Source organism: Mesorhizobium yinganensis (assembly GCF_040081985.1).
Taxonomy (GTDB): domain Bacteria; phylum Pseudomonadota; class Alphaproteobacteria; order Rhizobiales; family Rhizobiaceae; genus Kumtagia; species Kumtagia yinganensis.
In genome coordinates this window covers 54,521-79,716 of record NZ_JBEBMH010000018.1, presented here as the reverse complement: position 1 = coordinate 79,716, position 25,196 = coordinate 54,521, and the positions used below count along the sequence as shown (strand labels likewise).

General features: G+C 64.1%; 25 protein-coding genes. 7 read left to right on the top strand and 18 right to left on the bottom strand.

The window, feature by feature from the left end; translation table 11 throughout:
• Nucleotides 1-120: 120 nt before the first annotated feature.
• Nucleotides 121-1,281: a phytanoyl-CoA dioxygenase family protein gene (locus tag ABMA59_RS25765; RefSeq protein WP_349008244.1), complete on the top strand. Its 1,161-nt coding sequence runs from the start codon at nucleotides 121-123 to the stop codon at nucleotides 1,279-1,281.
• Between the two features lie 119 nt (nucleotides 1,282-1,400).
• Here ABMA59_RS25765 and ABMA59_RS25760 read toward each other — a convergent pair whose 3' ends face one another.
• Nucleotides 1,401-2,411 (bottom strand): hypothetical protein, encoded by a 1,011-nt coding sequence (locus tag ABMA59_RS25760; protein WP_349008287.1) that lies wholly within the window; start codon nucleotides 2,409-2,411, stop codon nucleotides 1,401-1,403.
• 234 nt (nucleotides 2,412-2,645) lie between these two features.
• Here ABMA59_RS25760 and ABMA59_RS25755 point away from each other — a divergent pair, with 234 nt between their 5' ends.
• Nucleotides 2,646-3,227, top strand: coding sequence for a hypothetical protein (locus ABMA59_RS25755; RefSeq protein WP_349008243.1), 582 nt, complete (start codon nucleotides 2,646-2,648; stop codon nucleotides 3,225-3,227).
• On the opposite strand, the gene ABMA59_RS25750 is transcribed toward ABMA59_RS25755, so the two are convergent.
• The 4 genes from ABMA59_RS25750 to ABMA59_RS25735 form a co-directional block, all read right to left on the bottom strand.
• Nucleotides 3,212-4,462 carry an O-antigen ligase family protein gene (locus tag ABMA59_RS25750; protein ID WP_349008242.1) on the bottom strand — a complete coding sequence of 417 codons (1,251 nt, stop codon included), beginning with the start codon at nucleotides 4,460-4,462 and terminating at the stop codon, nucleotides 3,212-3,214. The genes ABMA59_RS25755 and ABMA59_RS25750 overlap by 16 nt on opposite strands.
• The gene (locus ABMA59_RS25745) at nucleotides 4,459-5,994 is read right to left on the bottom strand and encodes an undecaprenyl-phosphate glucose phosphotransferase (protein WP_349008241.1); all 1,536 of its coding nucleotides are present in this window, start codon (nucleotides 5,992-5,994) and stop codon (nucleotides 4,459-4,461) included. The genes ABMA59_RS25750 and ABMA59_RS25745 overlap by 4 nt, the downstream gene beginning before the upstream one ends.
• A gap of 117 nt (nucleotides 5,995-6,111) precedes the next feature.
• Nucleotides 6,112-7,242, bottom strand: a complete 1,131-nt coding sequence (locus ABMA59_RS25740; protein ID WP_349008240.1) for a glycosyltransferase family 4 protein — start codon at nucleotides 7,240-7,242, stop codon at nucleotides 6,112-6,114.
• 18 nt (nucleotides 7,243-7,260) lie between these two features.
• A complete protein-coding gene (locus ABMA59_RS25735; protein ID WP_349008239.1) occupies nucleotides 7,261-7,818 on the bottom strand; it encodes a polysaccharide biosynthesis/export family protein in 558 nt (185 codons plus the stop codon).
• A gap of 242 nt (nucleotides 7,819-8,060) precedes the next feature.
• Here ABMA59_RS25735 and ABMA59_RS25730 point away from each other — a divergent pair, with 242 nt between their 5' ends.
• Nucleotides 8,061-10,157 carry a GumC family protein gene (locus ABMA59_RS25730; protein ID WP_349008238.1) on the top strand — a complete coding sequence of 699 codons (2,097 nt, stop codon included), beginning with the start codon at nucleotides 8,061-8,063 and terminating at the stop codon, nucleotides 10,155-10,157.
• A gap of 3 nt (nucleotides 10,158-10,160) precedes the next feature.
• On the opposite strand, the gene ABMA59_RS25725 is transcribed toward ABMA59_RS25730, so the two are convergent.
• A complete protein-coding gene (locus ABMA59_RS25725; protein WP_349008237.1) occupies nucleotides 10,161-11,384 on the bottom strand; it encodes a GNAT family N-acetyltransferase in 1,224 nt (407 codons plus the stop codon).
• Nucleotides 11,385-11,553: 169 nt separating this feature from the next.
• Nucleotides 11,554-11,763, bottom strand: coding sequence for a DUF2842 domain-containing protein (locus ABMA59_RS25720; protein ID WP_349008236.1), 210 nt, complete (start codon nucleotides 11,761-11,763; stop codon nucleotides 11,554-11,556).
• A 159-nt stretch (nucleotides 11,764-11,922) separates the two neighbouring features.
• Between ABMA59_RS25720 and ABMA59_RS25715 the strand changes: the two genes are divergently transcribed.
• Nucleotides 11,923-13,008 (top strand): COX15/CtaA family protein, encoded by a 1,086-nt coding sequence (locus ABMA59_RS25715; protein ID WP_349008235.1) that lies wholly within the window; start codon nucleotides 11,923-11,925, stop codon nucleotides 13,006-13,008.
• Nucleotides 13,009-13,101: 93 nt separating this feature from the next.
• Here ABMA59_RS25715 and ABMA59_RS25710 read toward each other — a convergent pair whose 3' ends face one another.
• The 3 genes from ABMA59_RS25710 to speB form a co-directional block, all read right to left on the bottom strand.
• Nucleotides 13,102-13,965, bottom strand: coding sequence for an aminoglycoside phosphotransferase family protein (locus ABMA59_RS25710; RefSeq protein WP_349008234.1), 864 nt, complete (start codon nucleotides 13,963-13,965; stop codon nucleotides 13,102-13,104).
• An 11-nt stretch (nucleotides 13,966-13,976) separates the two neighbouring features.
• Complete coding sequence (gene argC, locus ABMA59_RS25705; protein WP_349008233.1) at nucleotides 13,977-14,903, bottom strand: N-acetyl-gamma-glutamyl-phosphate reductase; 927 nt, start codon at nucleotides 14,901-14,903, stop codon at nucleotides 13,977-13,979.
• An 81-nt stretch (nucleotides 14,904-14,984) separates the two neighbouring features.
• Nucleotides 14,985-15,980 carry an agmatinase gene (speB, locus tag ABMA59_RS25700; protein WP_349008232.1) on the bottom strand — a complete coding sequence of 332 codons (996 nt, stop codon included), beginning with the start codon at nucleotides 15,978-15,980 and terminating at the stop codon, nucleotides 14,985-14,987.
• Between the two features lie 313 nt (nucleotides 15,981-16,293).
• On the opposite strand from speB, the gene ABMA59_RS25695 reads away from it, so the two are divergent.
• Complete coding sequence (locus tag ABMA59_RS25695; protein WP_349008231.1) at nucleotides 16,294-17,316, top strand: glycerophosphodiester phosphodiesterase family protein; 1,023 nt, start codon at nucleotides 16,294-16,296, stop codon at nucleotides 17,314-17,316.
• Between the two features lie 106 nt (nucleotides 17,317-17,422).
• Here ABMA59_RS25695 and ABMA59_RS25690 read toward each other — a convergent pair whose 3' ends face one another.
• The 6 genes from ABMA59_RS25690 to ABMA59_RS25665 all read right to left on the bottom strand — a co-directional run bounded on the left by ABMA59_RS25690 (nucleotide 17,423) and on the right by ABMA59_RS25665 (nucleotide 22,132).
• The gene (locus ABMA59_RS25690) at nucleotides 17,423-18,565 is read right to left on the bottom strand and encodes a Gfo/Idh/MocA family protein (protein ID WP_349008230.1); all 1,143 of its coding nucleotides are present in this window, start codon (nucleotides 18,563-18,565) and stop codon (nucleotides 17,423-17,425) included.
• Between the two features lie 107 nt (nucleotides 18,566-18,672).
• On the bottom strand, nucleotides 18,673-19,749 hold the full coding sequence (locus ABMA59_RS25685; protein ID WP_349008229.1) for an acyltransferase family protein: 1,077 nt from the start codon (nucleotides 19,747-19,749) through the stop codon (nucleotides 18,673-18,675).
• A 176-nt stretch (nucleotides 19,750-19,925) separates the two neighbouring features.
• On the bottom strand, nucleotides 19,926-20,402 hold the full coding sequence (gene rpsI / locus ABMA59_RS25680; protein ID WP_349008228.1) for a 30S ribosomal protein S9: 477 nt from the start codon (nucleotides 20,400-20,402) through the stop codon (nucleotides 19,926-19,928).
• A gap of 2 nt (nucleotides 20,403-20,404) precedes the next feature.
• Entirely contained in the window at nucleotides 20,405-20,869 is a 465-nt protein-coding gene (rplM, locus tag ABMA59_RS25675; RefSeq protein WP_349008227.1) for a 50S ribosomal protein L13, read from the bottom strand.
• A 233-nt stretch (nucleotides 20,870-21,102) separates the two neighbouring features.
• Nucleotides 21,103-21,570 (bottom strand): hypothetical protein, encoded by a 468-nt coding sequence (locus ABMA59_RS25670; protein WP_349008226.1) that lies wholly within the window; start codon nucleotides 21,568-21,570, stop codon nucleotides 21,103-21,105.
• A gap of 67 nt (nucleotides 21,571-21,637) precedes the next feature.
• Nucleotides 21,638-22,132, bottom strand: a complete 495-nt coding sequence (locus ABMA59_RS25665) for a 4-fold beta flower protein (RefSeq protein ID WP_349008225.1) — start codon at nucleotides 22,130-22,132, stop codon at nucleotides 21,638-21,640.
• 165 nt (nucleotides 22,133-22,297) lie between these two features.
• Here ABMA59_RS25665 and ABMA59_RS25660 point away from each other — a divergent pair, with 165 nt between their 5' ends.
• Nucleotides 22,298-22,927 carry a LysE family translocator gene (locus ABMA59_RS25660; protein ID WP_349008224.1) on the top strand — a complete coding sequence of 210 codons (630 nt, stop codon included), beginning with the start codon at nucleotides 22,298-22,300 and terminating at the stop codon, nucleotides 22,925-22,927.
• A gap of 9 nt (nucleotides 22,928-22,936) precedes the next feature.
• Here ABMA59_RS25660 and ABMA59_RS25655 read toward each other — a convergent pair whose 3' ends face one another.
• Nucleotides 22,937-23,377 (bottom strand): PaaI family thioesterase, encoded by a 441-nt coding sequence (locus tag ABMA59_RS25655; protein WP_349008223.1) that lies wholly within the window; start codon nucleotides 23,375-23,377, stop codon nucleotides 22,937-22,939.
• 142 nt (nucleotides 23,378-23,519) lie between these two features.
• Between ABMA59_RS25655 and ABMA59_RS25650 the strand changes: the two genes are divergently transcribed.
• Entirely contained in the window at nucleotides 23,520-24,341 is an 822-nt protein-coding gene (locus tag ABMA59_RS25650; protein ID WP_349008286.1) for an enoyl-CoA hydratase, read from the top strand.
• Between the two features lie 6 nt (nucleotides 24,342-24,347).
• On the opposite strand, the gene ABMA59_RS25645 is transcribed toward ABMA59_RS25650, so the two are convergent.
• The gene (locus ABMA59_RS25645; protein ID WP_349008222.1) at nucleotides 24,348-25,115 is read right to left on the bottom strand and encodes a hypothetical protein; all 768 of its coding nucleotides are present in this window, start codon (nucleotides 25,113-25,115) and stop codon (nucleotides 24,348-24,350) included.
• Between the last annotated feature and the right edge of the window lie 81 nt (nucleotides 25,116-25,196).

The following is a 25,196-nucleotide window of genomic DNA, read 5'->3' as shown; positions in this document are numbered from 1 at the left end:
TATCGACATTGCTGGAATTGCAATACAGAGCGGCGGAATGGCTGTCGTGTCATCGGATATCCATCATGCGGATGGAACATTCGGGGATGCCAGGACGGGAATATCGACAAAGGTTGCGGAATGGCTCAAGACGATCGTGCCTTGATTGCGGAACGGGACAATGCCTTTCTTGCGGAAGCCGCCGTGGCGAAGGAATTTTCCGAAACCGCGAAATCCGTTCGGCCAACCTGGATTCTTCGGCAGCTTTTGAACCGGGAGCGCCCCAATACGTCGATTCTGCGCGATATCGCCGGAGATTTTCAAACCTTCGTCAAGAACCGGAACTCGACTTACGACATGTATGTGCAAATGCGGACCGGCTTTTCGGTCACGCGCGGCCGCAGCAATGCCTTGATCGGGGGCCTGCTCCGCAAGCATGTGCCGTCGCGCAGCTATGATCTCTCCCAGACCATCTTCCAGGTTCCGGATGCCGACAGCCTTGTCAAAGACGCGGTCGCCGCGCTCCAGAAGAATGCCTATTGGAAGGCGCCGTTCCTGGCACCGCCCGATGTCATCGAACGGCTGAAGGCGAAGCTCTCGGCCGGTCTGGAAAAACAGTACGGCGACGGTTTTGCAGCCGCCATGCGGGCCGACGAGGGCGCGCCGCCGCAGCTCAAGTCGAAATCGGCCTGGCTGATGACGTTCGAGGAAATGTATCTTCTCGCCAGCGATCCGATCTTCACGTCGATCGCCCATTCCTATCTCGGTGTTCCGCCGATCTTCGATGTGCCGGTGGCTTTTCTCAATTCGACGGTGAAACTCGCCAGCCGTGCCGATTATTCCAAGATCGCGCAACTTTATCACCACGATATGGATCGGCTCTCCTTCGTAAAACTCTTCATCTATCTGACGGATGTCGACATGGAGTCCGGGCCGCACACTCTTATTCCGGCCACCCATCGCAAGCGGCCAGGCGGTTTCTGGGAAGCCCGCCGTTACAGCGACAAGGAGCTCGACAAGGCGGGCCTGCTGTCGCGCGAAGTCAAGATAACCGGGCCGGCCGGAACGGTTTTCCTGGTCGACACGAGTACCCTTCACAAAGGCTCCCACCCGATCTCCAGGCCCCGCCTGGTCGCACAGATGGAGTATTCCAACTGCCTGTTCGGGCTGCGGGCGGCGGCGGAGGAGCACAAGGTCAAACTGTCGGCTTCCTCGAAGGATGGAAGAATCCTCCAGAGCGCCGAACTGGTGAGGAAATATGCCGACAAGGCCGGCGTGCGCTTCATGCAGAGGTATATCTAGGGGGGCAGGGGCCGGCCAACATGCGGCCGTCCTCGCGGACAGCAGGGATCGTCGCCAGACCGCGAAAAATCCGCGCCGGCCGTCGATGCCTGCGTTTGCATTGTCCGGAATGACGCCGGTCATGACGTGTCGGCAGGCTCCAGCGCCCACATGGCGAGCCCATGGACCACGTCCAAGACCTCGTGGACGTCATGGGTGGGCTTTCGGCTCCAGCCCGGAGGCCGGCCGGGTTTCAGCGGACTGAGGCGGATCCAATTCGCGCGGCGACCTTTGCTGTACGAACTGGCCGCGCCACGGCTTGCGGTTTGTGTACCTGCTTTGCCTGCGTCCCTGTCTCGCGCGAGGGCCGCGTCGCGCCGCGCCTTCCAGCGGGCAAAACGTCTTGCCTGGCCCGGCAGGTCGTCCAGCGCGGCAGCCAGCGCTTGCAGGCGAAGCGCCAGACGCGCCGCGTTTATAGGATCGCGAGGCGATGGCGGTCGTGGGAAGGAAGATGGATCGGCGACGCCGGGAAACAGAATGCGCGGCACGGTGTGCGCGGGCTGGTAGCGGCGCTGGACGCGGAACGGGTCTCGCAGCGGATCGAGCAGCGGCAGGCTGAGCCGTTTCGGGCGGGCGGCACGGATTTCCGCTGCGCGCCTGGCGGCTGCGGCACGCCTGAGATCATCGCGCGACAGGGTGACGGCGATGCCGAAGCCGCGCAGCAGCGGTTCCGGGTTTTTCGGTTTCGGTGTTCGCGGACGCAGTGGCGGCAAGGTTATTATAAGGCCCCGCGCCGCCACGATGATCAGGCGTCGAGCCGCTGCCTCTGCCGGACGCAGCAGTCTGAGAACGGCGCGGTGGAGGCGGCGAGGGAGGGTCAGTGCCGGGGACAGTTTGTTTTTTTCCGCCCGCGCCCGCCTTGAAGCGGCAGCGCCCTTCCGCGGAAAGAAAAAAAACTGTCCCCCAGCGCCAGGCTCACCGGCGCCAGGCTCACCGGCGCCAAGCTCCCCGGCGCCATGCCCGGCACCGGCAGCCATTCCGGCCTCAGCGCCAAGCTTGACACCGCCGCTCAGCCCGGCCATGGCGACGAGCATGGCGAGGATGCGCTTCAGCGCTTCCCGGTTCTTGTCGATCGCCGCATTCCAGTCCATCGCCAACACAGCCGTTCCTTTCCGACACGGGCGGCGAGGATTATCGGCGAGGTTGCGAAGGGTGGGGAAAGGTTTCGGAAAAATAATCCTGACGGATGCTGACAACGGCGCTCGCAGCGAACCCTTTGCGTCCCGGACGAGCCGGATTTCCTGCCATTTCGTCCAGGCCCGCTTCGTTGTAGCATCGGGCACGCGCTGCGGGTCCTGTCGCCCGACGGCGCTTGGGAGGACACCATGGGAAGCTCGGGCTGGGAAACGGACTACATCGTGCCGGGCGGGCTCGAGGTGCGGCTTACGCTGTTCTGGGGCGACAATTATTTCGGCGCCATTCACAAGGATTGCATCACGACGATGCGCAAGATGCTGGCCGAGCACGGCATGAAGCTCAGCCTGATCCCCGCGAACGGCGAAATGACCGATCAGTTCGCAGTAAAAGTTCCGGTGAAGGAGGACGGGCTTCTGCATCCGGACGGCTACAACGAATTGCGCAACCGCTGCGCTGCCAAATTCGACGACCAGGCGGTGGAACCGCGCAAGCAGCGGCTGCCGGTGATCTTCTGCAATTTCAAGTTTCCGGCCAACGGGCTGACGGTTGATGCCGGTCCCTGGCTGCCCTGGTGCATGGTGGGGCCGACCAGCGATTCAGTGACGATGCTGCATGAGTCCGGCCATGCCTCGCCGATCGGGCCGGACCATCTGACGACGACGTCGGTGCCGGGCGGAAAGCAGAATTTCATGTTCGACGGCGGCGGCGACCGCTCGCTGATGCACAAGGCGCAATTGCAGAAATACGCGGGTGCCTATTTCATCAAATAGGGCCGCCGCGCAGCAAGCGCATATTGGTGCCGCGCCTCAAGCGCCATCGCACCCCAGATCAGGCCGAGCAGAAGGTAGAAGTGCCGCCAGTGGTCCGTGTCGATCACGGTGCCCAGCCCGATATGGCCGATCAGCGTGACATAGGCGCAGAGCAGATAGGGCTGCCATGGCCGGTCGCGGAAGAGGATGCGAAAACCGCCGGCAAGCGTCCAGACGATCAGGATCAGGTAGGAGGCAAAGCCCAGCCAGCCATAATCGAGCAGCGCCTTCAGCCAGATGTCGTGCGTGTCCTCGCCATAGATGAGGCCGAAGGCCAGCGGTCCGATGCCGAGCGGATGCTCCATCGCCATCTCGAAACCCAGGAGGTGCCGGGCGAAGCGGCCGAGGCGCGCCGAATCATAGTCCTGGACGAGCTGCGCGCGCGTGGTGAACAGTTCCGACACGGTCGGGATCTGCAGGACGATCAGCAGCGCCAGGATCAGCAATGCGATGACGCCGATGGTCATGACGACGATGCGCAGCCGGAACAGTCCGTTGCTGCTCTGCAGGAAAAGCCCGGTCACCAGCAGGATCGCGGAGACCGCGAACAGGCCCCACGCGCCGCGCGAGAAGGAGAAGAAGATGCCGGCGACGATGATCAGCAGCGGCAGGGCAAGCAGCGGCATCTTTGCGACGCTGCCGGTCATCAGCCGGTGCAGCAGCCAGATGCCGGGTAGCGTCAGGAAGGGGCCGAACACGTTCGGGTCCTGGAAGGCGCCGGCCGCGCGCTCGTATTTGGTGAAGATTTCAGCGCCGGGGAAGGCGCCGAAATAGCCGAGCACGCCGAGGATCGACGTGCCGACGGCGGCGATCACGTAGGACACGAAGATCACCCGGTAAAGCCCCGGCTGCGCTTCGGTGACCGAGGCAAAGAACACCGCGGTGAAGGCCAGGAACAGCGAGACGGCGATGTACAGCGGCGTCGACGCCAGATCGTCCATCTGCGTCATCGAGATCATGCCGCCGATGTTGAAGACGACCAGCAGCACCAGCAGCGGCGCGACGGTGCGCGAGATGCGCAGGCCGAACAGCGCCCACACCGCGATCAGGCCGGCCATGTAGATTTCGTAGGGCGCCGGCTCGTTGATGACGAAACCGGACAAAAGGATGCCGAGCGCCACCGCGCCGGCCGAGATGAGCTGGACCAGCTTGGCATTGACCGCGCCCGCGGAGACGGGCTGGACGACCGTGCTCAATAGGCGTTTTCCGTGTTGAGCAGGCGGATGGGCGTCAGCACGAGGATCTTCAGATCGAGCCAGAGCGACCAGTTCTCGATGTAAAAGAGGTCATATTCGGTGCGCATCTTGATCTTTTCGTCGGTGTCCATCTCGCCGCGCCAGCCATTGATCTGTGCCCAGCCGGTGACGCCGGGCTTTACGCGGTGGCGGGCAAAGTAACCATCGACGACTTCGGTATAGAGCAGATTATGCGACTGCGCGGCCACCGCGTGCGGGCGCGGGCCGACCAGGGACAGGCTGCCGAACAGCGCGTTGAAGAACTGCGGCAGCTCGTCGATCGAGGTTTTCCGGATGAAACGCCCGACGCGCGTGACGCGCGGATCGTTCTTGGTCACGGTCTTCTTGGCCGTCGGGTCGGACTGCTCGACATACATCGAGCGGAACTTGTAGACCTCGACCTCCTCGTTGTTGAAGCCGTGGCGCTTCTGCTTGAAGAACACCGGACCCCTGCTGTCGAGTTTTATGGCGATGGCCGTCAAGAGCATGATCGGTGAGAAGACGATGATGCCGACGATCGAGAAGATGATGTCGAATGCGCGCTTGGCGACCGAGTCCCAATCGTTGATCGGCTTGTCGAATATGTCGAGCAGCGGCACCGAGCCGATGAAGGAATAGGAGCGCGGCCGGAACTGCAACTGGTTGTTGTGGGCGGACAGGCGGATGTCGACCGGCAGCACCCACAGCTTCTTCAGCAATGACAGCACCCGGCTTTCCGCCGTGAGCGGCAGCGACACGATCAGCATGTCGATGCGGGCGATGCGCGCGAACTCGATCAGTTCGGCGATGTTGCCGAGCTTCGGATAGCCGGCGACGATCGGCGGCGAGCGCTTGTCGTCGCGGTCGTCGAAGATGCCGCAGATGCGGATGTCGTTGTAGGGCTGCTGCTCGATCGAGCGGATCAGGCCCTCGGCCGCGTTGCCGCCGCCGACGATCACCGCGCGGCGCTCCATGCGCCCGTTGCGCGCCCATCGCCGGATCATCCTCGCCATGACCATCCGCACCGCAAGCAACAGGCCGAGGCCAACGACGAACCAGAGCCCGAAGAGCAGGCGCGAGAAATCCTCGGAAATCTTGAACACGAAGCCGGCAATCGCGACGATGGCGAAGGCGCCGGCCCACACAAGAGCGATGCGGCCCACATATTTCGTAGGCCGCATCAGCGCCGGCACCTGATAGCAATCGAAGAACTCCAGGCCGATGACGGTCGCCAGCGATACGCAGGCGATGATCACCGGATAGTGCCAGTAGAGATGCGTCGACAGGCCGACATAGTAGGCAAAGAGAGCCATGCCTGAGACGAAGAGGATTGCGAATTCGACCAGCCGCAGGACGCCGGCAACCATCACAGGCGACATGGTATCGCGCCGGTACTGGGCGGCGACCTGCTGCGCGATCTTGCCGAGTTTTACGGGTCCCGGCTTCTTTTCACCGCCTTCAGCCTTACGTACGGCGTCCGGCGAGAAGCGCTCGGCTGGATCGATCTTTGCCATTGAATTGTCCGCGAGGAATTGCCCGACCTTAGCGGCCGCGACCTAATAATCCCTTGAAGTTACGGGGACAGTTTGAGGAAGTGCGGCGCCGTTGGCAATGACGATCGTGCGACTGAGCTATGCGGCAAGCGTCTCGCGATAGGCCTGCTCGATGCGTGCCGCCATCACGTCGGCGCCGAAGCGGGCGCGCAACTCGTCGCTGGATGGCATCGACGCCGCGAATAAGTCGGGTTCGGTGAGCGCCTGCACCATCTTGCCTGCGAGTTCCGCCGCATCCGGGGTGACGAGCGCAGGCGAATCGGCACCGAATATTTCCGGAATGCCGCCGACCCCCGTCGCCACCATGGGCATGCCGGCGGCGAGCGCCTCCAGGACGACATACGGCATCGCCTCGGCGCGCGACGGCACGACGATGGTGCGGGCAAGCGCGAATGCCTCGCGGGCCGGCATCGGGGGATGGAAGCGGACACGCTCCGAAAGCCCCAGCCGCGCCACCTGCTCGTAATATTTCGGCAGATCGTCGCCCGCGCCCACCATCTCGGCCGTCACCGTCCGCCCGGTGCGCATCTCCACCTGGGCCAGCGCATCGATGAAGAGGTCGGGACCTTTGAGGTCGCGCATCATGCCGATGTAGAGGAAATCGGCGGCGCCGGCGACCGGTGCGACCGGTGCGAACTCGGCGGCGCGCAACCCGTTATGGACCAGGGTATTGGGGATCGGCGGTTCGCCGACCTTGCGGCGATAGGCGCGCCGCTCATACTCCGAGACGAACAGCAGATGGTCGGTGAAGCGGCTCATCAGCCGCTCCAGCAGGAAAAACACCTTCCCCGTCGTCGTGTTCTCGTCATAGTGCAGGCTTCCGCCATGCGGTGAATAGAGGCGGGCTACGCGAGACCTGGAAACCCGCAACAGTGAGCCGAACAGACGGGCGTAGACGCCACCCTTGGCGCCATGCCCATGTATCACGTTCGGCTGCAATTCCTTGATGATCCTAAATGTTCTCCAGGCCGCGGCGATGTCGCCGGGGCCGATGTGCCGCTGTATCGGCGTTCGGTGGATGCCCAGCGCCAACTGGTCCATCATGCCGGCGAACAGTTTTTCCTCGAATTCCCCGCCTGTGTTGGAATCGCAGACGATGCCCACCTTGTGCCCAGCGGCGACCTGCGCCTCGGTCAGATCGCGGACATGGCGGAAGATTCCGCCGACCGGCGACCGGAAGCAGTGGACGATCCGGAGGGGAGGAGCCACGGGCGCCGCGTCGCCCGGTCAGAACAGGCGTTCGCGTACGTAGACGGTGTCGCCCGGCATCAGCGGATCCGAGGTGAGGACACGTCCGGTCATGACTTTTCCATTGATGTCGCGGGTGATGTCGACGCTACCTTGATTGGCGCGTGGCGTGAAGCCGCCGGCCATGGCCACAGCCTTCTGGACGGTAAGGCCGGGGACGTAGGAATATTGTCCGGCCGCGCCCACTTCGCCCATGACGAAGACGGGGCGGTACTGGTCGACTTCCACGGAGACGTCGGGGTCGCGCAGGAAGCCCTCGCGCAGTTTGGCGGCGAGCGCCGCTTCCAGTTCCTGCACGGAGCTACCGCGCGCCGGGACCGAGCCGACCAGCGGGAAGGCGATGAAGCCGGCGGAGTTGACGCTGTAGGTGTTGGTCAGGCTGTCCTGCTCGAAGACGGTGACGCGGACGCGGTCGCCGGCGCCGAGCCGGTAAGGCTCGTTCAATACCGCATGGAAGGCCGACGGCGTCGGCCGGTAACCCGAGCAGCCGCCGACGGCCAAGGCCAGGGCCAGCACGGGTAAGATGAAGGTCTTCATGGCCACGAACTGCCCTCGGTCAGCGCCTTAACTTTCAGGCGCATTCGGATGTCCGCCGTTATCGAATGGTTAGGGTTAACACGGCGTAAAGGTGCCCCGTGACGACTCCGTCAGGCGAGCATTTTTGGCCTCGCCGTGGGCGGGGCGGGCCGGTGGCCAATGCGCCGTGTAGACCATATCTTAACGCGTGAGTTACCATAGTTCTTTACGGTCGCATCTGACGGGCAGCCGGAGTTGGACGTATGTCAGCCGTGAATTCGAGCGCCAGGGATGTCGATGTCGACCTCGGAAAGCTCTTCGCCAGCATGGCGAAGGCCTGGAAGATCATTCTGCTGGTCGCCATCGTGGTTTCGGCCGTGGCATTCGTCCTCGCCTCCCTCGCCACGCCTTATTACAAGGCCGAGACGCGGCTGCTCATCGAGACGCGCGAATCGGTGTTCACGCGCCCGAGCGGCCAGGATGCCGGCGGCGGGCCGCTGCTCGACCAGGAGGGCGTGCTCAGCCAGGTCGAGGTGATCACCTCGACCGATCTGCTGGCTCAGGTCGCCAAGAAGCTCAACCTCGCCAGCCTGCCGGAATTCGACGCGGCCGCGGGGCAGTCGGTTTTCACGCGGCTGCTGGTTCTCGCCGGCCTGAAGAGCGACCCCGGCGAGATTCCCGCCGAAGAGCGGGTGCTGGAAGCCTTCCGTGAAAAACTCAAGGTCTACCGGGTCGAGAATTCGCGCGTCATCGCCATCGAGTTTTCCTCGGAGGATCCGAAACTCGCGGCTGCCGTTCCGAACGCCATCGCCGACGCCTATCTGCAGTTCAGCCGCGAGGCAAAACTCCAGTCCAACACCGCCGCGACCGAATGGCTGGAGCCGGAAATCCAGGCGCTCACGGCGCGTGTGAAGGAAGCCGAGGCGCGGGTTGCGGCGTATCGCTCGCAGTCGGATCTCTTGATCGGCCAGAACAACGCCGCGCTCGCCACCCAGCAACTCGCCGAACTCTCGACGGAGCTCTCGCGCACGCGCGCCAACCGCGCGGCCGCGGAGGCCAATGCCGAGAGCGTGCGGCTGGCCCTGCGCAACGGCTCGCTCGACGCCTTTCCGGACGTGGTGTCATCGAACCTGATCCAGCGGCTGCGCGAGCGCCAGGTGCAATTGCGGGCCGACATCGCCGACCTCTCGACCACGCTGCTCGACAACCACCCGCGCATCCGGGCGCTGCGTTCGCAACTGGCCGATCTGGACCGCCAGGTCGAAGCCGAGGCGCAGAAGATCCTGCAGAGCCTGTCAAGCACGGCCGAATCGGCGCGGCTGCGCGAAGGCCAACTGGTTGCCGAGCTCAATCGGCTCAAGGCCGAATCGTCGCGCGTCGGCGAGAAGGAGGTCGAGTTGCGGGCGCTGGAACGCGAGGCCGCCGCGCAGCGCGAACTGCTGGAATCCTACCTGACACGCTACCGCGAGGCGGCCTCGCGCCGTGACGGCGACTATCTGCCAGCCGATGCGCGCATCTTCTCGCGCGCCGTCACGCCCGTCGATCCGTATTTCCCGAAGGTCGTGCCGATCGTCGGCGCGGCTTTCGCGGCTTCGTTGTTGCTGATGAGCATTGGCATCCTGCTACGCGAACTGTTCTCCGGCCGCGCCATGCGGCCCGCGGAGGGCGCCTATTTCGAACCCGTCGAACAGATCCGTATGCCGGAGCCCATGCCGGTCGAGGCGCCGGTCGCCGGGTCAGAGGGCGGCGAGATCGACGGCGGGCAGAGCCATGGCCAGGTCTCGGCGCAGGAAGCCGCCGAGATGCTGATTGCCGGCGGCGCCTCGCGTGCTCTGTTCGTTTCGCCGGAAGGCGACGAGGCGGCGGCGAGCGCGGTCATGGTGGCGCGCGGCGTGGCGGATGCGGGACTGCGTGTGCTCCTTGTCGATTTGACCGCGATGGGCGCGGCGTCGCGGCCCATGCTGGGCGAAGAAGAACTTCCCGGCATCACCGATCTCCTGGCCGGCGAGGCGAAGTTCATCGACGTCATCCATTCCGACCTTTATTCCGACTGCCACGTCATTCCCGTCGGCACAGCCGATCAGCGCAAGGCCATGCGTTCGGTGGAGCGGCTGCCGGCGATCATGGACACGCTCTCCGCCGCCTACGACGTGGTGATCGTCGAATGCGGCCCGGCCGGCGCGGAAAGCATCCGCCGGCTGGTCTCGGAAGGAACCGAGGTTCTGGTGAGCGTCATCGAGCCGGCCGAAGACGTTCTGGCGGCGCGCGACGACCTCGCGGCCAGTGGCTATGAGGGGCTGACGCTGGTCACGCCGGCCGATTACGTCAATCCGCCCGAGCCGGACCGCACGGCCGCCTGAGGATCAATCCTCGTCGGAATCGGGTGGGGCGGGTTTCCTGCCGATGGTTCGCCTGCGCAGCAGCTTGGTAAGCCGCCAGACGGTCGGATTGTTCTTGACGAACGTCTTGAACCCGGCGGTCAGCCGCATCGAGCCGGCAGTCATCCGGCCCTTGACCGTCAGTGGAGCAAGCACGTCGAAATGTCGGATCTCGATGTCGCACCACAGTCGCTTGTAGAGTTCGTCGCCGACGCTGAAATCGTAAACGGCAAGACCCTGTTCGCAGGCTTCCCTGATGTTTTCGAAGAACAGGTATTCTCCGGGGCTGGCGACCATCATCTCGTCGTCCGCGATGGAGCCGAATTCGCAGATCAGCCTTTGGCCGGACAGGCTCGCCCCGGTTACTGCGCGCAGTTTTCCGCCGACCTCCAGCCCATGCAGGGCGAAAGGTTTTGGCGTGCGGGGAAGCGCATCGCCGAATAGTTTTCGGAAGAAGTTTTGCACCTCCGCCTCGGCGAAGACATTGACGATGCCTGCCTTCCGGAAGCGTGATGCCTTCATCGCGAAGAAGGCGTCGAGCAGCCGGTCGACTTCGTCAATCGTATTTGCCTCGATGCGGCGAAAACCGCCGGCCGACTCGTATTTGCGCGCCTGGGTCCGGTGTTTCTTGCGTTTGCGCTTGCCGCTCGGCCCCGCGACCAGTTTAGTGAAGCCGCCTTCGAGATTGACTGCCAGCGAGATGTTCGGGCTGTTGATGCATGGTAGAGCGAGCAGGGGATTGGCGAAACCGCTGCATTCCGGCAGCAGGCGCTCCAGCACGACCACATCGATATCCGGCCGGTCGCGGCCGATCGCCGTCATCAGCGCATTGATCTCGGCTGACTTTTCGCCAGCCAGCCAGCGCGGGAATGCGAGGGCGAAATTGCCGTTGGCGTGGGTGCCGCCCATGAAACGGGCGATGCGGCAGGGGCCTTTGCGGACGACTTCCAGAGCGAGCGAAAAGACGGGGTCTCCCGCTTCGACGATTGTGGCGAAGACACAATCGGGTGCGGCCGTGGCGACCCAGGCGCTGACCCATGCGAGGGATTGGGCCGGAGTGCCAATTGCGCAGGAATCAAGCTTCCCGTACTGCGCGAACGCTTCAACGGAGGCACCTGAAATGCGGATGTCGATCTCATGCGCATTGCTGCGCGGCGCCGAGAGCGAGGCGCCGGCTGGAACCTGCGCCGCGGCCACGGCGTCAGCCATCCTTCGATCCTTCGCGCTCAAGTTGGGGCAAGACCGGCTCCGCGTCGCGACCCTCCGCGACCGCCAGACCCTAACCGCAAATGGTGAAGGAATGCTCGACGCAAGAATTTCCACACCAAAGGCGGTGCGACCGGATGACAGATCGGGGAGGTCGGATAGCTCTGGTCCGTCAGGGCCGCGGCGGCAGCATCATCCATTTGATGATGCCCATGGCGGGCAGAATCCACAGCAGTCCGCCGAACAGGAAGAAAGCGAGATGCACCAGCGGCCCGGATTCCGAAAGCTGCGCCACGGCGATCATCGTGGCGACCAGCGCATAAACGATGACGAGGGCGACCAGCAGGATCGCACCGATGAGTTTTTTGAGGCGGATCGGCATATGTTTTCCCTTCCGCTGGATAGGCCGCCCAGGCAGCCGGCGCAACTGGTCCTAGGCACCAAAAGCCGCACGCGACGGCTTGTCGCGTGGGCCCGGCTTGCATGACGCGGCTTGCTGGTCCACCACTCGCGCGAAAAATCGAGGCCGGATCGTCCGCCGATGACTGCAATTCCTCTCGCCGACAATCCCGCAGCCGATCGGGTCCGGCTGCTGCGCAACCGCGCGCTGGTGCGTGGCTGGCTTTATGTGGCGCTGGTGGTGATCTTTGCCGTGGTGGTGGTGGGTGGCGCCACGCGGCTCACCGAGTCCGGCCTGTCGATCACCGAGTGGAAGCCTATCCACGGCGTGATCCCGCCGCTCGGCGAGGCGGAGTGGCAGGAGGAGTTCCTGAAATACCAGCAGATTCCGCAGTTCAAGGAATTGAACGCGGACATGGATCTGGCGGGCTTCAAGCGCATCTTCTGGTGGGAATGGGCACACCGGCTGCTGGCGCGCTGGGCCGGCGTGATCTTTTTCGCGCTGCCTTTCGCCTTCTTCTGGGCGACGCGCCGCCTGGAGCGCGGGCTGGCGCCGAAGCTGGCAGGCATTTTCCTGCTTGGCGGGCTTCAGGGCGTCATCGGCTGGCTGATGGTGGCTTCGGGGCTCACCGGCCGTACCAGCGTCAACCCGGCCTGGCTCGCAACTCACCTGACCGTCGCCTCGATCATCTTCGCCGCGACCATGCTCGTTGCGCGCGGGCTGGCGCCGCATTCGGCTCCCCCCGCGGACCGGCGGACCCAGCATTTTGCCGGCATTTTGATCTTGCTCATCCTGGTCCAGATCTTTCTCGGAGGACTGGTCGCCGGGCTGGATGCGGGGCTTTCCTACAACACCTGGCCGCTGATGGACGGCCGCATCGTCCCCGGCGACCTCTTCATCATCGAGCCGATCTGGCGCAATCTGGTCGAAAATCCAAAGACGGTGCAGTTCATCCACCGGCTCGGCGCCTATATCGTGCTGGCCGCGGCCCTCTGGCACATGATCGCCACCCGCCGTGTGCAGCCCGGCACCATGCATGCCCGCCGTGCGCTCGTCCTGTTCCATCTTGTGCTGCTCCAGGCGGCGGTGGGTATCGCCACGCTTCTGACGCAGGTCGATCTGCATGCCGCGCTGACCCATCAGGGGCTTGCGCTGATCGCGCTCGGCTTTGCGGCCGCGCATTGGCGAGGCACGAAGGGCGCGTGTCCGCTGCCGGTGGAGCGGTAGGTTTTTTGCACTTGCTGTAGTGGTTCGTGAAGATTGTACGGCCGTCGGCTTGTTCGCAGCGCTCGCGGTCCGGCTTGGCAAGCCCGTCGATGTTCACATCCTTGCCGACACAATCCGTACGGCCCGCGCCACCGAAAGCTCACGCTCCTCGTCGAGCGTGTTGCCGTCGCCGGCATGCCAGGCGGCGGAGAGGCAGCCATAGGCGAAGGCGTGGTCGAGGATTCGCCGTGCGTCCTGCTGGAGCGTCCTGGCAAACACCTTGGCCATGAACGCGATGCGATTCTCGTCGTGGCAGAGGTCGTCGCGTTCGAGCGGATTGTAGAACAGATTGGCGGCGTCGAAGCCGGGGTCGCCGAGCACGCCCTTGGGATCGATGGCCAGCCAGCCGCGCGGCGACAGCAGGATGTTGTCGTGGTGCAGGTCGCCATGCAGCGGCCTGATGTCCAGCGGGTCCGAGAGAAGGCGTTCAGCCGTCGCGGCAGCCTCGGCGTAGAGGCCGGACTTGTCGGCGACTGCCTCCGAACTCGCCTTGCCATCGCAGGCGGCATTCGCCTTGTCGAACAGCGCGGCGAAACGGTCGCGCAGCGGCTGCAGTTCGGCGGGCGGCGGTTCTACCGACGGGTCGTGCAGTTTGGCCATGACTTCGGCGGCGATTTCGGTGGCGGCATGGTCGCCAGCTTCATCGATTTCAGCGGAAAGATGCCGTTCGCCGGCATATTCGACCAGCATCTGCCGGCCCTCGAAGCCGAACAGCCTTATCGCGCCGTGTCCGTCGCGCCATTTGAGCAGATGCGCGCCGCGCAGTTCGTCCTCGACATCGTCGAAGGGTTTCAGCGCCTTGACGACCGCCGGCGAGCCGTCAGCGCGAAAAACCTTCCAGATGCGGCTGGAGAAGGTTTCGGCGATGAGGACGGGGTCGGAGAGGTGCCAGGAAGTGGGGAAGAAGGCAACGTCCAAAGGCGGCCCGCCTATGCCCCGATCATCAGGTCGAGATTCTGCACCGCCGCGCCCGACGCGCCCTTACCCAGATTGTCGTAGACGGCCAGCAGCACGGCCTGCGCCTTGGCGTCGTTTGCGAAGACGTAGAGTTTCATCGTGTTGGTGTCGTTGTAGCGCTCTGGATCGATCTCCGGCAGGCGCTCGGTGGCTGCGAAGGGCGCCACTTCGACGTCGCCGCCGTCGAGGCCGGCATAATGGTCGGCGATTGCCGCGTGCAGCTCCGCGCCTTTCGGCACGCGCTCCAACGTACCGAGCTGCAGCGGCACCATGGTGATCATGCCCTGCGCGAAATTGCCGACCACCGGCTGCATCAGCGGGTCGCGGGAAAGTCCAGCATATTTCTTGAGTTCCGGCACGTGCTTGTGCTGGAAGGTGAGGCCGTAGGGGAAGAATTCGGGCGCGTCCCCGCCCTGCTTCTCATAGTCCTCGATCATGGTGCGGCCGCCGCCGGAATAACCGGAAATGCCGTTCATCGAGACAGCGAGATCGGCGGGCAGCAGGCCGGCCTTGACCAGCGGGCGCAGCGTGGCGATCGGCCCCTGCGGCCAGCAGCCGGGATTGGCAATGCGCTTGCCGGTGGCAATGGCTTTTGCCTGCTCCCTGTCCATCTCGGCGAAACCGTAGGTCCAGCCTGCGGCGACCCGGTGCGCGGTCGAGGCGTCGATGACCCGTGTGGTGTCGTTCTCAATCAGCGCCACGCTTTCCTTTGCGGCGTCGTCGGGCAAGCAGAGAATCGCGACATCGGCGGCGTTCAGAAACTCGGCGCGCGCGGAAATATCCTTGCGGCGCTCGACCGGAACGGAGATGACCTCGAGGTCGCCACGGCCGGCCAGCCGCGCGCGGATCTGCAGGCCGGTCGTGCCATGTTCACCGTCGATGAAGATTTTCGGTTTCATTTCCTGCGGTTCCGTTCGAGTCCTGAAGTTCGATCAGGGATGTATGAGGCTCAGGTCCGTAGCGCCTGAAACCCGAAGACCCTAGATTCCGTGGCCCTGGTGCACGCCGTTGTTGTTGTTCATGTCGGCCAGCCTTGCCTTCCGCTCGGCGAGCAGCCCGAGATAGTGCTGCGCCACCGTCGAGCCGGCGATGGCCGTTATATCGGCATGGTCGTAGGCGGGCGCAACCTCGACCACGTCGGCGCCGACGATATCGAGCTGGCCGAGCTGGCGCAGCACCGACAGCATTTTTGCCGAAGACGGCCCGCCCGCCACCGGCGTGCCGGTTCCCGGCGCGAAAGCGGGATCGAGGCAGTCGATGTCGAAGGTGACATAGACCTTGTGGCCGCCGGTGCGCTCGACGATGGCGTAGGCGATGTCGGAAGCCCGCATCTCCTCGACGTCATGGCCGAAGAGCATCTTTATGCCGAAATCGTCGGGGGCGTGGGTGCGGATGCCGATCTGGATCGAACGGTCCGGATCGACGATACCGGCGCGCACGGCGCGCGCCACGAAGGAGCCGTGGTCGATGCGCCTGTCCTCGTCGAACCAGGTGTCCTGGTGGGCGTCGAACTGCACCAGCGCCAGCGGTCCGTGCACGGCAGCGTGGGCCTTCAGCAGCGGCCAGGTGACGTAGTGGTCGCCGCCGAGTGTCAGCAGGAACGCGCCGGACTTCAGGACCTTCGCCGCCTCGCGCTCGATGGTCGCCGGCGTCTTCTGGTGGTTGCCGTAGTCGAGCCGGCAGTCGCCGTAGTCGATCACCGCCAGGTTTTCGAACAGATCGCGGTGAAACGGATATTGCGGGTCGTTGTCCATGATCGCCGAGGCGCGGCGGATTGCCTGCGGCCCGAATCGGGCGCCGGGGCGGTTGGAGACGGCCGCGTCGAACGGGATGCCCCAGACCACGGCGTCGGCGTCCTTGAGGTTTTTCGTGTAGTGCCGCCGCATGAAGGAGAGCGCTCCCGCATAGGTCGGATCGCCGGCGCGGCCGGTGTTGGAGCGGGCGGTGAAGGCGTGATCGATGCCGGATCCCGTCATGCTTTCAAATCTCCCTCGTGTTTCGCGCGGCAAGGTATTGGCGGAATAAGACGGCGGTGCAACCGAAAAATTGCCGGGATGTACCGAGATTCAGGTGAGGCTGGCCTGCAAATGGCGGCGTTCTGCGCTTCCGGTGCTCACGTACTGAGGTACGCTCCGCTCGTCGCTTCGCGACCCCGACCGCCACCATTTTCGACTGAGCCTGACCTGAATCTCGACACATCCCGCGCCGTCGTAAGCCGGCTGCATTCACCGGCCTGTCACGGCTGGCGGCTATCTGGCCGCAATCCGCATGAACCGGGAGCGAATCGAAGTGCGCCGCCCTTTCATCGCCGCCCTGGCCCTCGGCCTGCTCGCCGCCTTGCCAATACCGGCTTTGGCCGAGGGCGGGCGGGTACAGCAGATTCTCGACCGGTATGAAAATGCCAATCGCTGGCGCGATCACGTCATGGTCGTCGCGCATCGCGGCGGCTGGAAGGAAAACGGCGTCATCCGCTGGGCGGAGAATTCGAGGGCCGGCGTGCGCTACGCGATCGGGCTCGGGGTCGAGATCGTCGAACTCGACGTGCGCATGTCCGGAGACGGCGAATATGTCGTGATGCACGACAGCGGGCTGGAGCGCACGACCGACTGCAAGGGCGAGGTGGCGGCGCGCACGCTCGCCGATTTGAGGAGGTGCCATCTCAAGGTCGAGGGCAGCGGCGAGGTCACGGAGGAAGTCGTGCCGACGCTGGCCGAGATGCTGGAGGTGACCAGGGGCCAGGTGCTGGTCAACATCGACAACAAGCTCGGTGCTGATCATATCGCCGGCATGGTCGCGGTCGCGCGTGGGCTCGGCATGGAAGGTGAACTCATCCTCAAGGAGAATATTTTTTCCGCCACGCGGTTGACGGCGGTGAAGGCGGCCGTGGCGGATGCGGGGCCGGGGTTCCGGTTCATGCCGATCATCGCCGACGACGCGGTCGAGGACCCGCGTTTCGTCGAGACGGTGACGCGGGCATTTTCCGCCGACATGGTTGAGATGGTGACTTGGCGTGGCGACCGGCGGCGGTTGCCGGACGATGGCGGCGCGCTTTTCTCGGCGCGGATGCGCGCGGTGGCGGCGCGCGGCGACTGGCATCTGTGGGTGAACACCTATCCGATCGTCAACCTGCCGAGCGGTTTTACCGGACGGGGGCGCGGCGACGAACTGGCCGTGCAGGCCGGTTTTCCCGAAGAGGTTTTCGGTTTCTGGGCCGAGCACGGCGCGACGGTCATCCAGACGGATGAGCCGAAGGCTGCGATCGAGTGGCTGGAGCAGAACGGGTTCCGGCGTCCGTATGTTCTGACGAATTGAATTTTGACGAGGCCGTTTGCCGGTGATGTTGTCGGGCTGATGTAGAGGTTGGCGGGACAGCGTCCCCCTTCTGTCCTGTCGGCTTAACAGTCTACGGGCAGACGACCTAAAACTCGGTCACGATCCTGTAAGGCTGCGGCAGGGTGTTCGCGTTGTTGAGCGCCAGCGCCAGTTCGGTGATGTGCAGCGCGCGGCGGCCGGCGAAAAACGGCTGCTCGCCGGCTTCGATGGCTTGGGCCTGGGCGGCGATGCCGCGGCAGAAATCGATCTGCGAGGGGAAATTTGGCAGAGCGGCGCGTGAGGCGGATGGATAGGGCAAACGCTGGCCGGGCGTCGGCTTCCACGAAATAAAGCGGCCAAGCTTCGCCTCCAGCCGCGTGACGATGCGCGTGCCCAGCTTTCGCGGCGCGCCGGTCTCCTCGACGAAGACGGCGGAGCGGTTGTCCCACAGGTCGCGCACCGTGATCGAACCCTTGTCGCCCAAAATCGTCAGCGAGCGATCTTTCGGCGCGGCGAGGCCGGAGGTGAGGCGAGCGACCACGCCGGAGCGGAAGGAAAGGCAGCCGACCGAAAAGTCGGGCGCCATTGTGATTTTTTCCGTTTCCGGTCCCTTGTCGGGAAAGGTGACGGCCGAAAACGCGGTGAGGGATTCGACAGCGCCGAACAGCGACACCAGCCATGACAGGGCGTAGCCGGCATGTTCCAGCGTGCAGCCGATCTCGAACTCGTGCAGGCCGGGCCACGGTGCCCCCGAACGCGAGTGCCAGGTCGCCCATTTGTCGCGAAAGACCGGCCCGTCTTCCATCTCGGCATAGACGAGGCGCGGCGTGCCGATGCGGCCCTCGGCGAGCGCGGCGGCGACCAGTTGATGGGCATCGCTCAGCCCATTGGCGGGAGCAGTCGCGAGCGTCAGGCCTTCTTGTTCGGCAAGATCGACGAGATGGGCGGCGTCGCGCAAATCCATCGCCAGCGGCTTTTCGCAATAGACGTGCTTGCCCGCTTCAAGAGCTGCGCGCGAGACCTCGAAATGGCTTTCCGGGGTGGTCAGGTTGACGACGATTCTGACCTGCGGGTCGGCAAGCAGCGCGGCGAGCGACTCGTACCCTCGAACCTTGTGGAAAGCGCGGAACTGGCCGAGCCGCGCCGGCGAGCGGTCGAAGACCCCGGCAAGCCGGAGGCCGGGATGGTTGGGAAGGGTCGTCATATAGTAGTCGGCGACGAAACCCGTGCCGACGATCGCGATGTCCATCGTGCCGTCATCCGGGCTGATCGTCGCCAGACCCTAGAGGCGAAGTCTTACAAAAACATTGGCCCGTGCCGCTGCCGGCGGGGGGAGTCAAGCCACCTACGAACCCGCTATGCAGCCGAGCGGCTGGAACGCGCCGCTTTGGCCAGACCCGGCCGCAAGCCTGCCCGGTTGCGGCGTCCCGTCCGGTAGGTCATCCAGGCCAGCATCGGCTTTTCGATGAGCAGGTAGAGCACGATGCCGCCGACGGTCATGATCAGCACCGATATCGCCAGGAAAGCAGCGGCCTGCCATCCGTCGCCGCCGAACCCGGCCGTGGTCCACAGCTTGGTGAACACGGCCAGCGCCACACCCTGCGACAGGTAGATCGAATAGGAGGCGTCGCCGATCATCAGCAGCGGCTGGAACGGCCGCTTGCGCAGCCGCGCTTCGGCGAAGACCATGCCGGCGACGACCATCGTCGCGGGCAGGCCCAGGCTGACGATGCGCGGCAGGGTCGAGCCGACACCGAGCCATAGCAGGATGAAGCCGGCAATGACGAGCGCCAGCGACATCGCAGGCGTCATCGTGAAGCCGCGCAGCCAGAACCAGGCCAGCAGCGCGCCCGTGGCGAATTCGAGCACGAGCGTATCCGTGTAGAAGCCGAGAGCGCCGCCTTGCGGCATGAACGGTCCGATTGCGGCGAGCGCCGTCAGCGCGCCGACCAGCGACAGCAGACGCCAGCGCTTGGAGATCAACAGGCAGACCGCGAAGATGAGGTAGAAAGCCATCTCGTAGTTGAGCGTCCAGCCGGGAATGAGAAGCGGCACCGCGGCATCGAGTTTGGGGTGGGGCCACGGGATGAACAGCATCGAAGCGACGAAATGGGCCGGGTCGAACACCGCCGTCGACAACAGGTCGGGCTTGGCCAGCGCGACGGCCGCCAGGAACAGGGTGAGCGCCCAGTAGAGCGGGACGATGCGGATCAGCCGCTTGCGGATGAATTCACCCGGCGATGGATAGGCCTTTTCGGCCATGGTCCACATGATGAAGCCGCTGATGACGAAGAATATGTCGACCCCGGCCAGCCCGACCATGAACTGTTCCGTCTCGTCGCCGGCGCCGAAGCGCGCGAACACGTCGAAGGCGTGGAAGACCACGACCATCATGGCGGCGATGCCGCGCAGATATTGAAGCGATACGATCAAGGCCGACCCCCGCAGGATGCTCACGACTGTCCCGGATCGGGACAATCGCCTCTCGGCGGAGTGCGAAGCAAGACTTGTTCCAAATGCGAGCCAAGCGCCTGGGCTCAAACGAAAAAGCCGCCCAGGCGGGCGGCTTTCGAGGTCGATCGCGACGTTCGGGGCGAACCCCGCAAAAATCAGCGCTTCGAGAACTGGAAGCTGCGGCGGGCCTTGGCCTTGCCGTACTTCTTGCGCTCGACGGTGCGGCTGTCGCGAGTCAGGAAGCCGCCCTTCTTGAGCACGCCGCGCAGGCCGGGCTCGTAATAGGTCAGCGCCTTGGAGATCCCGTGGCGCACCGCGCCGGCCTGGCCGGAGAGGCCGCCGCCGGTGACGGTGGCGACGACGTCGAACTGGCCGCCGCGGTTGGTGGCAACGATCGGCTGCTGCAGGATCATCTGCAGGACCGGGCGCGCGAAATAGGCTGCGAATTCCTTGTCGTTGACGATGATCTTGCCGGAGCCCGGCTTGACCCAGACGCGGGCGATGGCGTCCTTGCGCTTGCCGGTGGCATAGGCGCGGCCCTGCTTGTCCAGCTTCTGGACGTAAGAGGGGGCGGCGGGCTGCGCTGTGGCGGCAACCGTGCCGAGGTCTGCGAGCGAGGTGAGCTCAGCCATGATCAGGAAACCTTCTTGTTCTTGCTGTTCAGCGCGCCGACGTCGAGGGCGACGGGCTGCTGTGCTGCGTGCGGATGCTCGGCGCCGCTATAGACGCGGAGATTCTTCATCTGCTGACGGCCGAGCGGTCCGCGCGGGATCATGCGCTCGATCGCCTTCTCCAGGACGCGCTCGGGAAAGCGGCCTTCCAGAAGCTGGCGCGCGGTGCGCTCCTTGACGCCGCCGGGATGGCCGGTGTGCCAGTAATAGACTTTGTCGGTGAACTTTTTGCCGGTCAGGACGACCTTGTCGGCATTGACGATGATGACGTTGTCGCCGTCATCGACATGGGGGGTGAAGGTGGGCTTGTGCTTGCCGCGCAGGCGGTTGGCGACGACGGAGGCGAGACGGCCGACGACCAGACCTTCGGCGTCGATCAGCACCCACTTCTTCACCACTTCCGCGGGCTTCTGCGAAAAGGTTTTCATTGTGTCTGCTTTCGTTGGGACCTTCACGGGGAAGGCGTTTCTTGTTGCTTGTTTTGGCGCGACGGGCGGGCCGTCGACCAAAAACGAAACGGCGGCCCGTGGACCGCTGTTTACAGGGCGGTCTATAGGCGAGGGCTGTTTTCGCGTCAAGTCTGAGAATGGGCCGATGAAAGTCAAAAACGCTTTAAAATCAGATATATGAAAAAAGAGGTATTATTTTACCGCAGACAATATCAGTCGGCTACATAGAGATGCCCCGTTGCTAGAGCGGCTTTTAGCACGGATTGCAGTTCGACAGTTTCCTTCGTGGCCCGTGTCAACGCGGCCTGACTTTGCGGACCCGTATCGTTTGCGAGCGATGCCGCCCAAATTTTGTCGAGCTGTGTCCTCACCCCTTCTAAATAAGATGGCAGTGGTGTCGCTGCGTATCGCGATACCCCCATCCTAGCCGCTAGATCTCGTTCCACAGGGAGCATCAGTTGGTTCATGTCCCCGGTAAGATCGAATAATCCCTGCTGTTTGAGAAGCACGAACAAAGGGTGATCCTCCAATTGAAGCGGGATCACGTACTGAGCCTTAAAAACACCTTGCCTCGCAAGTTCTTCCAATGCTTCATGATTCAAGGCACTTTGAGCGGGCGCCGTGGCGGTCCCTCCGACAAGAGCCAAAAAGGAAGTCAACAACGATTTGAACATGTACAAGCGATAGCATAGTCCAAGCTCGGTTCAATACTGTTTCTGCGGAGACCGGCAGGGAACGGCGTTCGCGCTATAGGGAGGTGGACCCGATCGAGCTGGTATCGTTTCGTTGCTCCATCTCATCCGTCTTCTTCGCAACCTCCGCGACGACTGTTTCTCCTATTTCTATTTCGGTAATTTCCATCGGTTTCGGATCGGCCGAGACCAGCCATTCGGCGAAGCTGAACTGCGACCAGCCGCCGGGCAGGGAAGGAGCCGTCAGCGGCCGCGGCGGCGCGACCGGCTTGGGCGGGCGCACGGGGCTGACGGCACGAACCACGTTGACCGGCCTCAGCGGCCGGCCGGAACCGCGCAGCGGCGCGCCGGGGTTCCAGGCAACCGGCTGGCCATCTGTGTCGAAGACATGCGGGCCGATGACCGGGCCGATCCAGCGGCCGGAACGCGCCGACCAGGCATGGCCGTTGGTGATGAAGGCCGTATAGGCCATGTCCGCGTCGAACAGGAATTTTTGCGGCTGCATCCAGCCGACCAGGTCGCAGTTTTGGGAGAAAAGGGGAATGAGCATCCGGAAGAACCCGAAAACGCGGTCTCGATTGGATTGGCTTCAGTCTTGTACCGGATGGACGGGGCCGGTCTCAAGGTTTCCAACACGAGCGACGAATTTTAAGCTATGAGGCGTCGAGACCTGTAACGGACCCGTCATTGCAGGATCGCCCGCGGGACGCAAAAAATGCCATCGACTGAAATTCTCATCGCCTTCCTGGCGACGACGGCGATCTTCGCCTTCATTCCCGGTCCGGCCATGCTCTATGCGGCGGCCCGCACGCTGGCGGGGGGGCGCTGGTCCGGGCTGATGGCGTCGCTGGGCATCCATATCGGCGGTTATGTGCATGTTCTGGCCGCGGCGGCCGGGCTGTCGGTGCTGTTCCATGCCGTGCCGATGCTCTACATGGCGGTGAAGCTTGCGGGCGCCATCTATCTGATCTGGCTGGGCATCTCATTGTTCCGCGCCAACACGCGGGGCGAGGTCGCGGTGCCCGGCGCCGCGCCGAAATCGGCGCGGCGTGCGTTTTTCGAGAGCGTCACCGTCGAGGTGCTCAATCCGAAGACCGCGATCTTCTTCATGGCGTTCCTGCCGCAGTTCATCGACGCCTCGGGCGCGCCCGTATGGATCCAGTTCGTCGTGCTGGGGACCATCGTCAACCTGATGTTCTCGTTCGCGGATGTCGTCGGCGTGATGCTTGCCAGCGCGGTCATCTCGCGGTTGCGCCAGTCCAGCCGCGCGCAAAAACTGATGCAGCGGGCCGGCGGCGCGATCCTCGTCGGGCTGGGCACGCACTTGGCCCTGCAGCGAAGCTGACCGGTTTTTTCACCGCTTCGGCGGGATCGAATAGGTGCCGGTCGCATGCGCAACCGTCTCGCCGCCCGCGGTCATGTCGATGTCGAACACCATCAGGCTTTTTCCGAGCTTCAGGATGCGGCAGTGGCCGTCGACAGGCCCGGCCGGCGCCTTGCGCATGAAGTTGATGTTGAGGTTGGTTGTCACCGACAGCGCGTCCGGCCCGGCATGCGAGAGCACGCAGACGTAACCGCCAATGTCGGCCAGGGTGAACAGCGAGGGGCCGGATACGGTGTCGCCCGGGCGCAGATGCCGCTGGTCCGCGTTGAGCCGCACCGTGCAGCCTCCGGGGAAGACCGACACCGCCTCATAGGCGCGGAGTCCCTCGTTGAGCTGCGGATAGACTGTCACCAGCAGGTCGTTGATCTCGCCGGCCGTCATCACCGGGGTCAGCGCTGTGTTTGCCGGCATTTTTCCTCCCTCGGCGGACATCGGACTGGCTGGCGGAATGCGCGGCAGCGGCGAGGGCGCCAGAAAATACCGGACGGCCCTGTCAATCAATCCGCCGGGCCGCTATTTTCACATGGGACAGGTGCCAGCCACGGAGATCGACATGGCCGAGATCGTCGCGATCAGACAGACCGTCGCCGAGGGGCCGGTGACCGCCTCTTTTGACGCCGGTGTGTTGCGTGTCACGCTGGCCAACCCGCCGGCCAATGCGCTGTCGCTGGCGATCATGGCCGCCTTGCAGGCGCAGATCGACCGGGCGCGCGACGACGCTTCGGTGCGCGTGGTGGTGATCGCGGCGAAGGGAAAGGTGTTTTCGGCCGGCCACGACCTGAAGGAACTCACGGCGCACCGGGCCGATGCCGACCGGGGCAGGGCGTTTTTCGAAAAGACCATGACCGCTTGCGCGACCCTCATGCAGGCGATCGTGCGCTGCCCGAAGCCGGTGATCGCCCAGGTCGACGGCATCGCAACCGCGGCCGGCTGCCAACTCGTCGCCTCCTGCGACCTGGCGATCGCCAGCGACCAGTCGAAATTCGCCACGCCCGGCGTCAATATCGGTCTGTTCTGCTCGACGCCCATGGTGGCGCTGTCGCGCAACGTGTCGCGAAAACACGCGATGGAGATGCTGCTCACCGGCGAGACCGTCGACGCCGCCACCGCCCGCGAGTTCGGCCTGGTGAACCGCGTGGTGCCGAGCGAATATCTGGCCCAGGTCGTGAACAAATACGCGCAAACCATTGTTTCCAAATCCCCGCTTACGCTGAAGATCGGCAAGGAGGCGTTTTACGCGCAGGCCGAGATGGGACTGGCGGAAGCCTATGACCATACGGTGCGGGTGATGGTGGAAAACATGATGGCGCGCGACGCCGAGGAAGGCATAGGCGCCTTCATCGGCAAACGCGACCCGAAATGGACGGGGGAGTAGGGCCTTCTATTTCAGCGCGCACAGCCCGGAACAGTCCCGGCTGTTCATGGCGTTCATGAATTCGTTGATGGATGATTCCGCTTCGGGCGGCGTGTTGAGCATGCTCTGCATGGCCGCCTGCGAGAGGCTGTCGCGGTCGACCTCGAGCAGGATGGGGGAGATGAAGGGTCCCGCCTCGGCAAGGGCGTCGGCCAGCAGCACCTTGTTCGCCTTACTGTAGCGCGGGTTCTGCAGGAGCGTGATGACGCCCGACACCATCTGGCTGACCCCCAGACGAAGTTTGGCAAGTGCGGCCTTGCGGTCTTCCGGCACCGCGCCGCCCGGCGGGTTGGCGACATAGTCGGTCAGCGCCTCGGCGATGGCGCCGCCGCTGACGACCATCTCGACGGCCAGTCGAGACAGCTCATCCTGGAAGTTGAACTCGTTGTCGGCAACCGCGCCCGCCGGGTCCTTGAAACCGATATAGACCTTGGTCAGCCCGAAATAGCCGCCGAACACCGACAGCAGCGGCTCGATCTCTGCCGCCTTGTAGGGATGTTCGCCGAGGATTTTTTCGCGGTCGAACAGTGCATCGAAGACCGGTTTTGCCGCGGGATCGGCAAGGCGCGGCGGCGTGTTCTGCGCCGCATCGGCCTTTTCGAGCGCGCTGAAGTCGGACAACACCTTGCCCATCGTTGCCTGCGCGCCTTCGGCCAGGCCGGCATTTGCCTGACCGCCGGCAAGAAGCATCAAAAACGCAAACGGCAGCGCATGTTGCAACAGTTTCCTGCGCATGTAGTTTCTCCCAAAATGCGGTGCCGGCGCGATGTGACCGCATTCGGCGGATAATTGCAACCGGCGACAGCATTGGCATTT

What these genes read in the sequence shown, in the direction of transcription:
- ABMA59_RS25765 (WP_349008244.1), top strand. Translation starts at nt 121, where the DNA reads ATGGCTCAAGACGATCGTGCCTTGATTGCGGAACGGGACAATGCCTTT.
- ABMA59_RS25760 (WP_349008287.1), bottom strand. Translation starts at nt 2,411, where the DNA reads ATGGACTGGAATGCGGCGATCGACAAGAACCGGGAAGCGCTGAAGCGC.
- ABMA59_RS25755 (WP_349008243.1), top strand. Translation starts at nt 2,646, where the DNA reads ATGGGAAGCTCGGGCTGGGAAACGGACTACATCGTGCCGGGCGGGCTC.
- ABMA59_RS25745 (WP_349008241.1), bottom strand. Translation starts at nt 5,994, where the DNA reads ATGGCAAAGATCGATCCAGCCGAGCGCTTCTCGCCGGACGCCGTACGT.
- ABMA59_RS25735 (WP_349008239.1), bottom strand. Translation starts at nt 7,818, where the DNA reads ATGAAGACCTTCATCTTACCCGTGCTGGCCCTGGCCTTGGCCGTCGGC.
- ABMA59_RS25730 (WP_349008238.1), top strand. Translation starts at nt 8,061, where the DNA reads ATGTCAGCCGTGAATTCGAGCGCCAGGGATGTCGATGTCGACCTCGGA.
- ABMA59_RS25725 (WP_349008237.1), bottom strand. Translation starts at nt 11,384, where the DNA reads ATGGCTGACGCCGTGGCCGCGGCGCAGGTTCCAGCCGGCGCCTCGCTC.
- ABMA59_RS25720 (WP_349008236.1), bottom strand. Translation starts at nt 11,763, where the DNA reads ATGCCGATCCGCCTCAAAAAACTCATCGGTGCGATCCTGCTGGTCGCC.
- ABMA59_RS25715 (WP_349008235.1), top strand. Translation starts at nt 11,923, where the DNA reads ATGACTGCAATTCCTCTCGCCGACAATCCCGCAGCCGATCGGGTCCGG.
- argC (WP_349008233.1), bottom strand. Translation starts at nt 14,903, where the DNA reads ATGAAACCGAAAATCTTCATCGACGGTGAACATGGCACGACCGGCCTG.
- speB (WP_349008232.1), bottom strand. Translation starts at nt 15,980, where the DNA reads ATGACGGGATCCGGCATCGATCACGCCTTCACCGCCCGCTCCAACACC.
- ABMA59_RS25690 (WP_349008230.1), bottom strand. Translation starts at nt 18,565, where the DNA reads ATGGACATCGCGATCGTCGGCACGGGTTTCGTCGCCGACTACTATATG.
- rpsI (WP_349008228.1), bottom strand. Translation starts at nt 20,402, where the DNA reads ATGGCTGAGCTCACCTCGCTCGCAGACCTCGGCACGGTTGCCGCCACA.
- rplM (WP_349008227.1), bottom strand. Translation starts at nt 20,869, where the DNA reads ATGAAAACCTTTTCGCAGAAGCCCGCGGAAGTGGTGAAGAAGTGGGTG.
- ABMA59_RS25665 (WP_349008225.1), bottom strand. Translation starts at nt 22,132, where the DNA reads ATGCTCATTCCCCTTTTCTCCCAAAACTGCGACCTGGTCGGCTGGATG.
- ABMA59_RS25660 (WP_349008224.1), top strand. Translation starts at nt 22,298, where the DNA reads ATGCCATCGACTGAAATTCTCATCGCCTTCCTGGCGACGACGGCGATC.
- ABMA59_RS25655 (WP_349008223.1), bottom strand. Translation starts at nt 23,377, where the DNA reads ATGCCGGCAAACACAGCGCTGACCCCGGTGATGACGGCCGGCGAGATC.
- ABMA59_RS25650 (WP_349008286.1), top strand. Translation starts at nt 23,520, where the DNA reads ATGGCCGAGATCGTCGCGATCAGACAGACCGTCGCCGAGGGGCCGGTG.
- ABMA59_RS25645 (WP_349008222.1), bottom strand. Translation starts at nt 25,115, where the DNA reads ATGCGCAGGAAACTGTTGCAACATGCGCTGCCGTTTGCGTTTTTGATG.